This window comes from Clostridium manihotivorum (genome assembly GCF_004015185.1).
Classification (GTDB): domain Bacteria; phylum Bacillota; class Clostridia; order Clostridiales; family Clostridiaceae; genus Clostridium_AR; species Clostridium_AR manihotivorum.
The window spans coordinates 4,694,193-4,708,467 of sequence record NZ_CP025746.1; the positions used below are offsets into that span (position 1 = coordinate 4,694,193).

The window sequence follows — 14,275 nt, forward strand, 5'->3', positions numbered from 1 at the left end:
CTTATATAATATTTCTTTATTCTACAGGTCTCTACCATTAATAAATTCTAGGTACACTTTGTTATTTCTTGTTTCTTCAAGTTCCTCATCTTCATTAATATATTTTATGAAGCCTGGATAAAGCTCTACAGCCTTCACCAAATCTTTAGCTGCCTCTTCTACTCTATTTAAAACAGATAAAAAACAGCTTCTATTATAATATAGGAATTCACACTGATCATTATAACTTATTCCTTCTGATAGAACTTCTATACCTCTTTCAACTTCTCCTCTTTCTTTATACAAGATTGCTAAATTTAGAAAAGAATAGGGATAGTGACTATTTAGCTTTATTGCTCTGCTGTAATAAGCTTCTGCTTTATCGTAGACATTTAGCCTAGAGTATATTACAGCCATGTTAAAAGACGCCATATAATGCATCTTATCTATTTCTAAAGCCTTACTAAACATCTTATAAGCCAGATCATACTTACCTAACTCCTCATATATAGCACCTAAATTAGTAAAGCCCCAAAAATCATAAGGATCTATTTCTGTAAACCTTATATAATAATTTACCGCAGTTTCCTTATCTCCAAGGCCGTCATAAGCATTGGCTAAAAAGAAGCAAGCTTTTCCGTACAACGGATTAAGTTCAAGGGCCCTTTTATAATATTCTATAGCCTTATCATACTGCTCCCTTTCGTCATAGATAACACCTAACCCGTAATAAGCTCTCTCCTCTAAACTATCCTTTTCTATTATATCCTGGTATGCATTTACGGCTTCATCTTCCATGCCTAGCTCATCATATATAAGAGCTATGTTAATCAATATTTCAATGTCCTTGTAGTCCGCCTGTCTACTTGCTTCCATATAGTGATTAAGCGCTTTTAAAAGTTGCCCTTTTTTATATGCCTTTTCTCCTAAGTTTACATAATCCATATAAATACCTACTTCTATTATTTTATACTGAATTTAATATATTTTCCCATCTTATATTTCCACAATATATATTTTTGCCTATCTAGTTCACTTAAGTATTTAAAGAATACATCTAATGCATTTAGGTTGTAAAGCCCCTTCATTAAGTGACGTGGATATCTCACAGTTTTAGTATAATTATTTTTGGGGTCTATAATTACTACAGACATATCTTCTTGAACATATATATCCTTACATCTTATGTCTATTCTAGTAAAGCTAAGCCTTGTAAATTCGTTTATCATATCAAGTAAGGATTTGCATATCTCTCCATTTAAACCATTATCCTTGATATACTTATCAAGTCTTTCGCCACCAACATAATCTCTTATTATATATAACTCTCCACAACTATGTATATAGGGAAAAAACTTAGATCCCTTAACTCTTAACAATATATCAATCTCTTCATCACAAACTTTTTTCTCTCTAAATATTTTAATTATCCTGTTATCAGGAAGGCTATATACAATTCCGTTATGCCCCTCCCCCAAGTACTCGCTATATTTAAATTGATCTTCTATCTCCTCTGTAAAATCAACACTATAATCCCAATTTCTGACCACACAACTCACATCCTATGATGAATTTTACTAATTTATACGTTTTTTTATTAGTAAATATGACTCATTGGCAAGCAGTATTACAGATATATTATTTTAAAATTAGGCACTGTTAAAGTACTATGTTGAAATTAAAGGGTCAGTCATCCTATGCTTAGATGAGCTTGCGCTAATTGCTCTCATATAGCATCTCCTTCATGATCAATTTAATTTCAACAATATTATTAGAATAGCCTAAAATTAAAAGCCAGTATATACATATATACTAGCCAATTTGTAAAATTCCTAATTAAAACTTGCTAGGAATTTTGTTAATTATATTATTGGTGCAGATGACGGGACTTGAACCCGTACGTAAATACACGCGCTTCTGAGACGCGCCTGTCTGCCAGTTCCAGCACATCTGCATATATTACATGTTAATATATGGTACTAAATTTATTCTAGTTCAATTATTTACTTATGTCAATATTTAGAACATACTTATGTTATCTTGAAATATTCAATAAATTCAACAAAATACTTCTCACTATAGGGAACCAACTTCAACTATTAATTTATACATGCCACAAAATCGTCAGAAGCCGCGATTTTATAACAAGTATAAATTAAGTTTTCGTAAAGGTTCCCTATAATATCTAACTAAAACTCTACTTAAGAAATATATTTATGAATTACCATATACTCGGTGCAATATATACTGCTTGTATATTTTTAAATGCAAAAAAGAGAAGTATTTCTACTTCTCTTAAAAATTCATAAAGTGACTCCAAAATACCGGTGCCCTGATTTTGACACCTATCTCTCGATAGGTGGGTGTTCTCACAATTATATCAATCGCCTAAGATGCCGTCTAAGGGTCTCACAAAAAGGTACATATCCATAATTAAATCTTGAACTCCCTTTGTTGTAATGTAGGTTCAAAATAAGAGCTTGTCGCATATCCTAGAACATATGAACTTATTTACACTTAGTTAAGTTTTTTGTTTTTTCTGTTTCTATATTGAATTATAAACGATTCACAAACAAAATTCAATAGTAAATTTATCAAGTCACAATAAGTTAAAATTTAATTAATTATTTAAGAGTGAGCTGTGTTATTAACTACTGGAACTTTATTTTATAGCTAAATATGCATTATGTCAATATAATTAAAGCTATATTTTCATATGCAAATTCTTACATATTTTGCTCTTATATTTTAACTTTTTGTAGTCTCAAATATAGGAAACCAACTTCAGCTATTAATTTATTCACGCCCGATAATCCCCAGAAGCCGGTATTGTCGAACATTTATAAATTAAGTTTTCGTAAAGAATACCTATATATATCTGTTTTTCTAATTATAAATTCAAGAAACTTGGCAGACGGATAAGTTTATTCATTATACTTTGTAAGGATTTAGCCTTCGTGGGGGGGAAATCCTATAATAAAAGCATAAAAAACTAATATCTTCTATACCTTTATTATAGGATTTCAAACTAAGCTTAAAATTAAGAAACTTAGATTATTGTTTAATATTAATCTAAAGGTCCTAATTTACTATATAAACTAAAGCTCTTATATAATTTGCTTAATTTTAGGAATCCTATAATATTATTACTATATATACATTGACAAAATAAAAGACATATAATTTACCTGTTATTAATTAACTAAAATTTAAAACTAGTCGTTCTTGCTAGTAACTCCCTCAGATTTCTTATATGCATCAGCAAGAATATCTGTTGGTGCTGCATAAGGATTATTAAATCCACGGCTTATAGCAAGTTCACACAATGCAGCGTGACCATTTATCACTTGGCTTAAGCTTGAAGCATACATAGCTCTTAATTCCGGAGTTGAGCTTGTTAAAGTAGCATTAAGATATGCATTAGCAGAACACTTAGCAGAACCAATCATATTGCTAAGTATAATTTCATCATTCATAACAGTATCTTTTAATCCCATATTTTCTAGTAATGTTGACATCAATTTAATCACCTCTTCCTATCTTGTAACTTGGTTTTCATTAATAAATTGTTGAATGCCTTTTATTCTTCCCTCTGCAGCTAAAACAGCAGCTTCTGCTTGTTTCTTAATATCATCATCATTTATAAATCCTTGTACTGCTCTAGCAACTGCCAATCCATCTCTTTCAGCAGTTAATAATCCAGATAAAGAAAGAACCTCAGCATCTGAAAGTTTTCTCATTATAGCACCTCCAAATAAATAAATTTCTATCCTATTTTCTGTATTAAATGAAATATTAAACATGTAAATAATTCCATAATTATTACAGCAAGCTTTCCTGTTCCTGCGAATAATTAGAATAAGTATAATATAATCCATTTAAGCCAAACTATATATACATACCATAAATAAAGGATGGTGACTTATTATGGATGAAACTAAATCAATAGATTCAAAAATTATAGATTACTTTAATGAAACCTCAGATGGTTCTATCATACAGCTCGATAAAGAAATTACATTGTACTTTTTGAAAACTTTAGTAGGTTTTAGCGAAATAATCGATAAAATCCAAATTCCTTATATGAAAAATAAGGATACTTTTAATTTATATATTCAAAATATGTCTACAAAAATAGATAGCTCAAATATAAGTGAGATAGAATACTTAGTAAGTGGCTATGTAGTGGCTAAGATAAATAATGCTTTAGTTGCCATGACAGGTTTTTCAAGTTCAAAATCAAGATCCATAAGTACAGCCATAAGGGAATCAAGCTTTGAAGGAGGGCTAGAATCTTTTATCGAGAAAGTGGACACTAACATTAATCTAATAAGAAATCTTTATAGAACAGACGAGCTTATAGTAAAAATTCTAACCATCGGCAAAACTAATAAGAAAGAAGTTGCTTTACTTTATAATAAAGCTAATGTCGATACAGAATTACTAACTGAAATTAAAAATAAGATTGTAACCATTGAAGAAGGGACAGTTGGCGCACTAAATGAGTTGCAACAAATAATAATCAAAGGTCAGTTTATATTTCCAAGGCTTATAACCACTGAAAGACCTGACAGAGCAATTAATGCTATAGATAGAGGAAAAATAGTCATTTTACTTGAAGGAACACCTGTGGCAGCTATAACCCCTTCATCTTTTCACGAGTACTTTACTACTGTTGATGATAAGTATTTACTTCCAGTACCTTCAATTTTCTTAATATGCATTAGATATATAGCATTAGTTATTAGCATAGTACTTCCTTCTGCTTATGTTGCATTTGAAGCCTACAATCCTGAAGTATTTAGAGTGCAACTTGCTCTCTCCATTGCTGGTTCTAGAGCTGGAGTACCTTATACCTCTTATATCGAAGTTACTTTTATGCTTTTAATGATGGAATTTCTTATAGAGGCAAGTTTAAGACTTCCAAAAACCATAGGCTCTACTGCCACTACTGTTGGTGGACTAATTTTAGGTCAGGCAGTTACTGAAGCAAGCTTAGCCAGCGAGGTTATGATAATAATAGTATCAGCAGTAGCCATATCCAATTTCGTAATACCGACAACCTCAATGAGCCTTTCAATAAGAGTCCTAAAGTATTATATATTATTCTTTACAGTCATAGGTGGAATGATTGGGTTTATTACAGGGATGATTACTACGATTTTTTACCTTACATCTCTAAGCAGCTTCAAAAATCCATTTTTTGATCCAGCGAATATACCATTGAGTAGAATAAAATCAATCTTTGGGAAAGTGAAATAATATGAAATCTAAATATTTTTATTATTATATAGTCGGTCATATATTCATTAGTATGATAGTCTATTATCCAAACATACAAAGTAAGAATATCTATAACGGTTTTATTTTTGCTATATTTATCGGTTATTTCATATCAATGTTCAATAGCTACTGCTTAATAAACTGCTATAATATTTTTACTAAAAAGGATTTAATATTTATTACAAAAAAACTATTTAGTAAGTATATAGGAATATTGATTGTATCCTTGCAAATAATCACATCATTTGTAACTGGAATAGTAATATATATTCCTCTAATTATAGTAATAGGAAGTAATATAATGCCTCAAACCAGTAGAATGTATATAGCAATGTTCATCCTTTTTATATATTTTACAGCCTTCAAGAATTCTGAGAGGTCCATATTATATTCTATTGGATTATTTTCATTGTTTTCAATAGTTCTAATCCCTATAATATTCACTGTAATAATAAAAGGTTTGGATTCTAGATTTATAATAGGTTCAATAACTCATTCCATGAAGTTTCCTTTTTTTAAGATGATAGTTTCTGCTGCGTATTTTTTTAATGGTATAGAAAGTCTCTCGGTATATAATACCGGATTAGAAAAGAAGAGTTTTAAAGTAGCGTATTTAATATACGGTGTTATAGGAATTCCATTATCTTTCTTACCAATTTTAGTGCCAATAGGGGTATGGGGGCCAAATGCAATACAATCTCTAAGCTTTCCCATACTAGCTACAGCAGACACTGTCTCACTGGATTTGTTTATAATAGAAAGAACCCTGTTTCTAATGTTGCCTTTATTTATTTCTCTACAAATACTAGGTTCAACCTCATACTTTTATGTAGCTAACAAGTTATTTAGAAACACAGTAACCTCACGAAAAGTTCGCGGATTATTTTACACAGTGGTTATATTATTTTTATTAATACTCCCAACAATAGCTACCGATTTTGAATCAATGTTAACAGTTGGTACCATCTGGGGATATATTTGGTTTGCTATAATTTGCATCACTTGCCCAATACTATATTACAAGAGCAAAAGGTGGGTGAAGAATACTCAATGAAAAGATTATTTTTCTTTATATTATCATTTCTTTTTATACTGAATTTGTACGGGTGTGACTATAAAGATATTGATCGAAGAATTTTTATAGTAGCTATTGGGATTGATTCTATTAATGAAAAAGGTGATATAAAACTAACTATAAAAGGTGCAATTCCATCCAATACAAAGGTTAAAAGCTCTGATTTAAACTATAAGTTAGTGGATGTAGAAGCAGACTCTATTGGCGCTGCACTAAGAAAAGTAAAACAAAAGTTATCTTTAGAGCCAGATTATAGTCATATGAAAATACTAATCTTAGGGAAAAGTTTTTTTAATCAATCTCAGGATAACCTAAAACATATCGCTGCATTTTTTATAACAAGAAGAGATTTTCAAAACCTTATGTGGGTTACAGCAGCCAATCCATCAGCAAAAGAGCTATTAGATACCCAGTCTGTTACCGAAAACTATGCTGGTTCTGACTTGTTCCTAAGGTTCGGTCAAGGAGTTGATTCCCCTTATTCTTACAGAAAAAAGCTTTCTGAGCTATATACTCAGTTAAATACACCTGGACTTACTACTGCAATACCAGTTCTTGAATTAGAAAATGACGGTATAAAAGAAAATGAGTTAGCCATATTAAGTAGGAATAGTAGACTGTCAATACTCTTGAAGAATGAGCAGGTTAAGATGTTTAATATACTAGCTAATAATAAAACAAACTCCGCATTTATATATGTTCCTACGGATGGTAACAAGATATTAGGCTTTAATCTTAAAAGTAGCAATACAAAATATTCTTTTATTAAACAGCCAGACCTTACTATTTGTAATGTTAATGTTAAACTAAAACTGTTAATAGAAGAAGGTACAGAGTTTAATATTGATAGGAAGGAAGCTCTGAATATAATAGAAAATGAAATTGGGTGTAAAATCACTTATATACTTGAAAAGTTTAGGTTTGAAAATGTGGATCCTCTAAATCTACAGTTAAATTATTGGCAGTACAATCCTTCATATTCCTTGTGTGATCAATGGCTTTCGGAGATATTGCCTAAAGTTCAGTTTAAAGTAAATGTAGTTGCAAAATTTGAATGAAAAAATGCTGCACGCTAATCTTCCCCCTTGAAACACATAAGTTTAAGATTTATAATTGCTCCATATTATAAACATAGGAGGTGTTACGTCATGAATAATGAACATTTAGAAAAGCTTAAACCTATGGAATATGCTGACATAGAAGGACAACAATTAAAGCGTTTAAGAGACCTAGAAACAGAATTCAACGAAGAGTTTGGAACAGAATTTTATTTTATGGTAATGAAAAAAGGAAACAAATAAGACACTTCGGTGTCTTTTTCATTTCCCAAGAAATATTATCCTATTCACCTATCTCTTCTTTTATCTGCTTTTCTAATATGCCAAAACTCAAATCATGCTCAGATCCGTTAACCTTTAAAAAAGCCTTTGCTAGATCCTCAACTGTTGGTTCAAGTACTCCAAAGAATTGATCCATGGCAAACTCTCTCTTCTTGTCGTCTTCATTATCTCCAAATACTATATTTATCAAGCCTTCAATCATCTGATCCATCCCCCACAACTTAAGGTGAAGTAGCTCATGAACTACTAACTCGTCCAGATTAGTACAAGTAGGTTTGCTGTTAATAAGTACCACCGCTTTTTTATTAGAAGTATCCATCTTTATATCACCGGATTTTCTCCAAGGTTTATCAACAATCTTCAAAAATAAATCCCAATCCTCTAGCCTCAAAATCTTTTGCCACTTAATCATAAGTTCCTCTGTCTTTTTATAATCTACCACCATTTAAAATTCCCCCATTTTAATTCTCAGTTTCCACTTTTATAAAATATACCTATTTATATAATTTCTGTATTCATTAAATTATATATCAAAACACTAAATATGTAAATAAATGCAAAAACCATGATTATGTTACGCTATAGAATTCCTACGGTAAGTCAACTTCAGCCATTTTTTAAGTACTCCTGTGCTTCACAATATAGTTTGATAAGCCATATAATATCACCAGTTAATATCTACAAATTATGTTGCATATATCCAGGAATGTATTAATATATAACTATGAGTAATCATCCTTTTGACATAAATAGAAAGCTATTTAATGGAGGGTATTTTGAATAAAAAACATTATATCACTATCTTTATTCTAACAATATTGATAATCTTATTAACCTTGAGCTTAAGTAATATTAACTTAAATCCTGAAATATCTTATAAAAACAACTCCTATGCAGGGGAAAATGAAGATTGGACTGTTTCTCTTGACGTAAGAGATACATTTCTCAAGATTAACATTACACCTAAAAACTTAGTACTAGATAAGGACTCTAAAATTCAATGTATGTTTAAAACCTCCCGTAGATATACAAGTTCAGGAACTCTTTATTACGGTAATACAAGAAAGAGCTTTATGGCTTCATTATCATTGATTAATTATCCTATAAATTATAAAGATGAGATTGTCACTGTAACCTACAATAATAAAGAAGAACAAATAAGCTTACATCCTATAATTAAATAAACTGTCTAGCTATGACTAAAGGCTATTGAGGCCTTGAAAATATGATATTTACTCAAATTACAGTATATTTTTAGGTAAAATACAGTGATTGCTGTATAATATCTGCTATATTCAGATAAAAAGTAATATTACATTTACATTCAGAGGATATTGTTACTAAAAATGATACTAATATAATTACTATATGCAAGGATTTAATCCTAGGTAAATCCTTAAGTCCCAGAAATATAAATCGGAGGTGTTAACATGATTAATTTTGCAGCCACAAAAAAAGTAATAGATTTATGGGATCCCTTTGGACTCATAGATTTCATTACACCAAATGAATATGATAGAGAGATAAAAAGAATAGTTGAGAAAGCTAATAAAACCAATGCTCTTACTTCTGAAATACTTGCGAATATAATAATCGATGTCTTCACTAAAAGCTTTAGTGGGCTTTTTGAAAAGCATGAAGCCGAATGCTTAGAAATAGCCAGAAAGGTTTTAGAATCTTATAAATAAGATATTTCTATTTAGCAAGGAATACTTTTTTGGCTTCAATGTAATCTACCTATATTTCTATATAATGTTCCAGTGATTGCTCAACATTTGTTTTTATTGACATAATATCATCTAAGAATACATCTATTAAAAGTTTGCCCTCCATTTGATATAATTGTTTTATGACTTTTGCACCAAATTTCTGATAAAAACTATTTGATTTTGAGTAATGATGATTATATGTAACAATTTTTCTACGTCTTTGTTAACATAAAAATCGAGAGTATATTTAAGTAGCTTAATAGAAACACCTCTGTTTCTATGCTCAGGATATACCCATAGTCCATTTAGTCTAATATACTATGTTTTATCAATATTTTTCATTCATACAGTCATTAAAATTTGGTTAAGCCTGAAAATTATCTTTAACTAATGTATTATTTATAATTTCAGTTATACTTTCCACATTATCATTTATAAAAAAATGATTTCCATCAAAATTGTAAACCTTAAAACCTTTACCTCCATGATCTTTCCAAGCTAGTATCTCCTCTTTAGTTATATAATCTTTTTCCCCATTAAAAATTGAAATATCACATTTGATCTTCTCTTTCATTTCTTTATAAATATACTTTTCCAACATTTTAAAGTCACTTCTAAGAATTGGAGTAAACAAACGAAGCAACTCTTCATTTTCTGCTACCTCTTGTGGAGTGCCACCTAGCTTAATTACTTCTTTAATAAACTCTTCATCAGGTAATGTATATATCTGTCTTTTCGTTCTGGGTATGCTAGGTGCCTGATATCCTGAAAAAAACATGTGCTTTGGCGTATTAAGTTTTTCATTACGTATTTTATAGTATAACTCATAAGCTAAAACACTACCCATGCTATGTCCATATATAGCATACTCATCCTGTAGTATCTGATCTTTTATATTTTCAAATATATCTTCAACAGCTTCTTCCAAGCTTTCATAAAACTCTTCACCGAACCGCTTTCCTCTACCTTTTAGTTCTATAGGTACTAGCTTTATTGAAGAATTTAGATGCCTTTTCCATCTATAATATATAGCTTCTGATCCACCTGCATATGGCAAACAAAATAATATCATCGAATTATCCCTCCACTTATTCAATATTAACCCCCGTATATTTATCAATTAGACATTTTTGATCTAATCTTATTATGTTATTACATATTTCTTTACTTATTGAACATACAGCTACCTTATATCCTGAATCTATATTAAACAACTTAAAGGCATGCTGAGTATATTCATTATGCTTAATAACTTTAATATCCTTAGACTGATCTATTTGAATGGAAAATGAACTTAAAGGTATCGATAAACCTTGTCCACAACATTTAATATAACTCTCTTTTAAAGTCAATATTTCGTAAAACCTATTTAAACTAAATTTCAATTCTTTGCTTACAATATACTCAAACTCTTCTTCTGTAAAAAAGCTTTTAACTATGCCCTCACAATCAATAGGCTTTATCTCTTCAACATCAACTCCTATAGGCTTATCATCAATAGCACATAACACATACTCTCCAGAATGGGATATGTTAAAATTAAAGCTAGGATAACTTTCCAAATAAGGCTTACCATATTGATTTTTATTAAAGCTTATACATTTGTTGTGAATATTTAAATTATCTATAACTATTGTTCTTATTAATATTTCCCCAATTAATGTCCTAATTTTATCTTTTGTATTAATAAATTTCTCAATCCTACACTTCTTTTCTGAATCAATTAGCTCATAAAGCTCGTCCATCTTCTCTTTACTTATCTCAGAAATTTTCACAGCATATATTTTCATAAAACACCTTTTTATATTTTCCTCTAACCTTATCGCATATATTTTTTGTAATTATTAACAATAAATCCATTATAATATAACAGACCATATTTTTAAATAATTATGCCCGTATATATTGACATTTTATTGTAAAAAAATAAAAGTAGGGTTTCCCCTACCTCAAGCTTTATAAAACTTAAATATTAATAACATAGATAGAGATTAGAATTACTAAAATACTATCCTAGGTCTACTTTTGTTTTTGAACTTACATTCTTTTCTATAATTTCTTTAAAAATTATAATATCATTTTCATCTTCAAAAAATCTTCTAGGTATTACAACAGCATTCCTTTTAGATACTGTAAATATAAATATATCATTATATTCATTTATATTAGTGAAATCATCCCACTTTACAATTGTGTTACCGTTACATAAAATCTACTAAAATCTAATATTTAGAGATTTATTCCTTATTCAACGCAACCTGTTTTGTCATAAGACTACTCCAGTTTGATATGTTGCTCCAAAGGCTTAAAATCCTGCGTAACGCACAGTACATATCAGCACTATCTTGTTAGTGATATTATGCTGATTTTTTATACCTTGAAAGATTTATTGAAGCATTTTTGTCCCTATCCATCTGAGCATTACATGATGGACAAACAAAAACTCTGTCTTTAAGTTTTAAATCTTTCTTTATTGCGCCACAACAAGAACAAGTTTTGCTTGAAGGATAAAACCTATCTGCTTTTACAAATTCAATGCCATTAAATTTACTCTTATATTCTAAGATACTAATAAACTTATGGAAACATTGTTCTTGTATAGCCTTTGATAAGTGTTTATTTTTAAGCATACCCTTTACATTTAAATCTTCAACAACTATTCTGCTTGGCTTGGTTTTCACTATTGCAGTTGTTGTTTGATGAATATGATTTAAACGTATATTTGAAAGCCTTCTTTGAATAAGTTTTAATTCTCTTTCGAGTTTTTTAATATTATTAGTTTTAGTAAATTTATAACGGTTTTCACCTTCCTTTCCTATTCGAATTTTTCCATCTTCATATTTTCTTGAAACTTGTTTCTGCTTTCTTTTTAACTTCTTTTTTAGTCTTTTCACTTCTTTAGCTTTGTTAATATTTTTAAATGGTTTATCTATATTTGAAACTATTGCTAAATCTTTTAATCCTAAATCCACACCTATTGATATATCTGTATTTTCTGATATAGTTTCTTCTTTTTCTATGCCTATAGATATATACCAAAACTTACCGTCAAAACTTATTCTTGGATTAATATATTTAATATCTGTAGGTATTTGCTCTACTGTTTTAATCCAACCTACTTTTTCAATTAATACTAAATTTTCTTTAACTTTTAGTTTATCTGTATCATTATAGAATGAAGGTTTGCTTTTTCTTCTGCTCTTAAATCTTGGTTTATCAGCTAACCCTTTAAAGAAATTTTTATAAGCATTACAACCATCTTTTACAGCCTGTTTGGCTACATTATTAGATACTTCATTAAGCCAGTTAAGTTCTGATTTCTTTAAAATAGTTAAATCTTTTCTTAAATCTCCATCTTTTATAAACTTGCCACCATTTTTGTGATTTTCTTCTTGTCTTGCAAGTGTCCAATTATAAATATATCTTGCAGTACCAACAGACTGCCATAATTTTTGTTCTTGCTCTATATTCGGAATAATTCTAACTTTCTTCGCCAGTATCATTCTCTAACAGCTCCCTAATCATTTTCTTTGCTTTATTGGCTCTTTTGCCTTGCAACCTACAACTAAAAACTGTAACAATTTGAATTAAATCCTCAACTAATTCCTGTTCTTCTGTTTTTTCAGTGTTATCTATGATTTCGATATCAGTCCCATACTTATCACATAGATTTTCTATTATTTCAAACCCAAATCTCAGTAACCTATCTTGCTAAATCATCTTTTTGTTTATTACTTGATACTCTACAATATCCAATTACTTTTTTAGTTCTCTTAACAATTGGCACTTGCAAAACTTGATTAATTTGTTGTTCAGAATAATAACGGTGTCCACCTTCTGTTATATGATGTGGTTTTAACTTTCCTTCATTATCCCACAATCTTAAAGTTTGAATACTTTTTCCCACTAATTTTGAGAATTGACCCATTGTATAATACTTCATGCTATCACCTCTTTACACATATTATGACAACATAAAACTAACAATATTCCAATATATTTTAGTGGGTTTTAGTAGGTGTTTTAAAACTGTTGTATGCCTCCTTGTAAAAACGTTAGAAAGATATTTTTCATCTATTTAAATATATTAACTCATCTTCCCTTAGATTCATAGCTCTTACCGATGAACTTTTCAGTTTTTAAAATTGATATTATTATAAATACTGTTTTCCTGTTGCTATATCAAGTCCTAACCCTTTTTTTTGAATGATGTATGAATGTGCATTTTCATTACTTCCTTTAAGCACACCAATTCTATAATCTGAAAAATTTAATAACCCAATTAGTATCTTCGGTATTTCTTTATTCCATTCAACATTCTCTAAGCAATAAGGGAAATATATTTCTGGATTCTCAGTATGAAAGTAAATAGCATCATTATATCCATTACTCCCATCTAAATATATCCATGTTTGAAACTTTCTATCACTTTCCTTCGTTTGTTCATCTATTTTATCAAAAATCCTAATATAATTCAAAATGTGAATTTTCCTGTGCTTGTCACTTATAGAAGTTATTCCATCCCAATCTAGATGAGCATGCCACATTCCATACCAAGACTCTTCAGATAAGTCAATAATAAAATTCCTTACAGTCTTTTCTATATGCCTATAATGCTTTTTTAGATCTCTTGTTTCTTTTTTCATTAACATTTACCTCAATTAAATATTTAGTACATAAGACAAATTGTTAACATTATATTCTTATTATATAATTTATTCATTAACTTTTATTGATTTATAGCTCAAACTGGTTCTCTCGCAATTTTGGTAAAGTTATAACATAGTGTATCAAGCTGGTATAAACACTGTCTTTCTATCCAGTACCACCCTAGAAATGTATAATTTTACTTCTCAAAATATCGAAGTTGCATCTTCAATAGCTTGTAC

At 29.5% G+C, this 14,275-nt stretch carries 16 protein-coding genes, 1 tRNA gene, 1 other RNA gene and 1 pseudogene; 6 read left to right on the forward strand and 13 right to left on the reverse strand.

Translation table 11 applies throughout. The features are described from left to right. Positions 1–21: 21 nt before the first annotated feature. The 6 genes from C1I91_RS21080 to C1I91_RS21105 form a co-directional block, all read right to left on the reverse strand. Entirely contained in the window at positions 22–924 is a 903-nt protein-coding gene (locus C1I91_RS21080) for a tetratricopeptide repeat protein (RefSeq protein WP_128214649.1), read from the reverse strand. A gap of 17 nt (positions 925–941) precedes the next feature. Continuing rightward, a complete protein-coding gene (locus tag C1I91_RS21085; protein ID WP_128214650.1) occupies positions 942–1,529 on the reverse strand; it encodes a protein kinase in 588 nt (195 codons plus the stop codon). 321 nt (positions 1,530–1,850) lie between these two features. Next, a tRNA-Leu gene (locus C1I91_RS21090) sits at positions 1,851–1,933 on the reverse strand. Between the two features lie 355 nt (positions 1,934–2,288). Then, positions 2,289–2,481, reverse strand: a non-coding RNA gene (ssrS, locus tag C1I91_RS21095) — 6S RNA. 713 nt (positions 2,482–3,194) lie between these two features. Beyond that, positions 3,195–3,497 carry a spore coat protein gene (locus tag C1I91_RS21100; RefSeq protein WP_128214651.1) on the reverse strand — a complete coding sequence of 101 codons (303 nt, stop codon included), beginning with the start codon at positions 3,495–3,497 and terminating at the stop codon, positions 3,195–3,197. An 18-nt stretch (positions 3,498–3,515) separates the two neighbouring features. Further along, positions 3,516–3,719 carry a hypothetical protein gene (locus C1I91_RS21105; RefSeq protein WP_128214652.1) on the reverse strand — a complete coding sequence of 68 codons (204 nt, stop codon included), beginning with the start codon at positions 3,717–3,719 and terminating at the stop codon, positions 3,516–3,518. Between the two features lie 187 nt (positions 3,720–3,906). On the opposite strand from C1I91_RS21105, the gene C1I91_RS21110 reads away from it, so the two are divergent. From C1I91_RS21110 to C1I91_RS21125, 4 genes are all read left to right on the forward strand, one after another. Next, the gene (locus tag C1I91_RS21110) at positions 3,907–5,241 is read left to right on the forward strand and encodes a spore germination protein (RefSeq protein ID WP_128214653.1); all 1,335 of its coding nucleotides are present in this window, start codon (positions 3,907–3,909) and stop codon (positions 5,239–5,241) included. 52 nt (positions 5,242–5,293) lie between these two features. Beyond that, positions 5,294–6,316: a hypothetical protein gene (locus tag C1I91_RS21115; RefSeq protein ID WP_128214654.1), complete on the forward strand. Its 1,023-nt coding sequence runs from the start codon at positions 5,294–5,296 to the stop codon at positions 6,314–6,316. Further along, positions 6,313–7,395 carry a Ger(x)C family spore germination protein gene (locus tag C1I91_RS21120; protein WP_128214655.1) on the forward strand — a complete coding sequence of 361 codons (1,083 nt, stop codon included), beginning with the start codon at positions 6,313–6,315 and terminating at the stop codon, positions 7,393–7,395. Before C1I91_RS21115 ends, C1I91_RS21120 begins: the two co-directional genes overlap by 4 nt. Before the next feature lie 90 nt (positions 7,396–7,485). Next, positions 7,486–7,638, forward strand: a complete 153-nt coding sequence (locus C1I91_RS21125; RefSeq protein WP_128214656.1) for a polynucleotide phosphorylase — start codon at positions 7,486–7,488, stop codon at positions 7,636–7,638. Between the two features lie 40 nt (positions 7,639–7,678). Here the strand turns inward: C1I91_RS21125 and C1I91_RS21130 are convergent, their stop codons facing one another. Continuing rightward, positions 7,679–8,122 (reverse strand): hypothetical protein, encoded by a 444-nt coding sequence (locus C1I91_RS21130; RefSeq protein ID WP_128214657.1) that lies wholly within the window; start codon positions 8,120–8,122, stop codon positions 7,679–7,681. A 331-nt stretch (positions 8,123–8,453) separates the two neighbouring features. Here C1I91_RS21130 and C1I91_RS21135 point away from each other — a divergent pair, with 331 nt between their 5' ends. Both C1I91_RS21135 and C1I91_RS21140 read left to right on the forward strand, forming a co-directional pair. After that, entirely contained in the window at positions 8,454–8,861 is a 408-nt protein-coding gene (locus tag C1I91_RS21135) for a hypothetical protein (RefSeq protein WP_128214658.1), read from the forward strand. 246 nt (positions 8,862–9,107) lie between these two features. Beyond that, the gene (locus C1I91_RS21140) at positions 9,108–9,365 is read left to right on the forward strand and encodes a DUF1871 family protein (RefSeq protein WP_128214659.1); all 258 of its coding nucleotides are present in this window, start codon (positions 9,108–9,110) and stop codon (positions 9,363–9,365) included. 385 nt (positions 9,366–9,750) lie between these two features. Here C1I91_RS21140 and C1I91_RS21145 read toward each other — a convergent pair whose 3' ends face one another. From C1I91_RS21145 to C1I91_RS21170, 6 genes and pseudogenes are all read right to left on the reverse strand, one after another. Then, positions 9,751–10,458 carry a thioesterase II family protein gene (locus C1I91_RS21145; RefSeq protein WP_128214660.1) on the reverse strand — a complete coding sequence of 236 codons (708 nt, stop codon included), beginning with the start codon at positions 10,456–10,458 and terminating at the stop codon, positions 9,751–9,753. A gap of 16 nt (positions 10,459–10,474) precedes the next feature. After that, on the reverse strand, positions 10,475–11,176 hold the full coding sequence (locus C1I91_RS21150) for a 4'-phosphopantetheinyl transferase family protein (RefSeq protein ID WP_128214661.1): 702 nt from the start codon (positions 11,174–11,176) through the stop codon (positions 10,475–10,477). A 218-nt stretch (positions 11,177–11,394) separates the two neighbouring features. Next, positions 11,395–11,598, reverse strand: coding sequence for a YcxB family protein (locus C1I91_RS29865; RefSeq protein WP_128216062.1), 204 nt, complete (start codon positions 11,596–11,598; stop codon positions 11,395–11,397). Between the two features lie 145 nt (positions 11,599–11,743). Further along, a complete protein-coding gene (locus C1I91_RS21160; RefSeq protein WP_128214662.1) occupies positions 11,744–12,889 on the reverse strand; it encodes an RNA-guided endonuclease InsQ/TnpB family protein in 1,146 nt (381 codons plus the stop codon). Then, positions 12,867–13,329, reverse strand: a pseudogene (locus C1I91_RS21165) (MerR family DNA-binding transcriptional regulator). The gene C1I91_RS21160 and the pseudogene C1I91_RS21165 overlap by 23 nt, the downstream one beginning before the upstream one ends. A 211-nt stretch (positions 13,330–13,540) precedes the next feature. Beyond that, positions 13,541–14,032 carry a hypothetical protein gene (locus C1I91_RS21170; RefSeq protein WP_128214663.1) on the reverse strand — a complete coding sequence of 164 codons (492 nt, stop codon included), beginning with the start codon at positions 14,030–14,032 and terminating at the stop codon, positions 13,541–13,543. Positions 14,033–14,275: the final 243 nt, after the last annotated feature.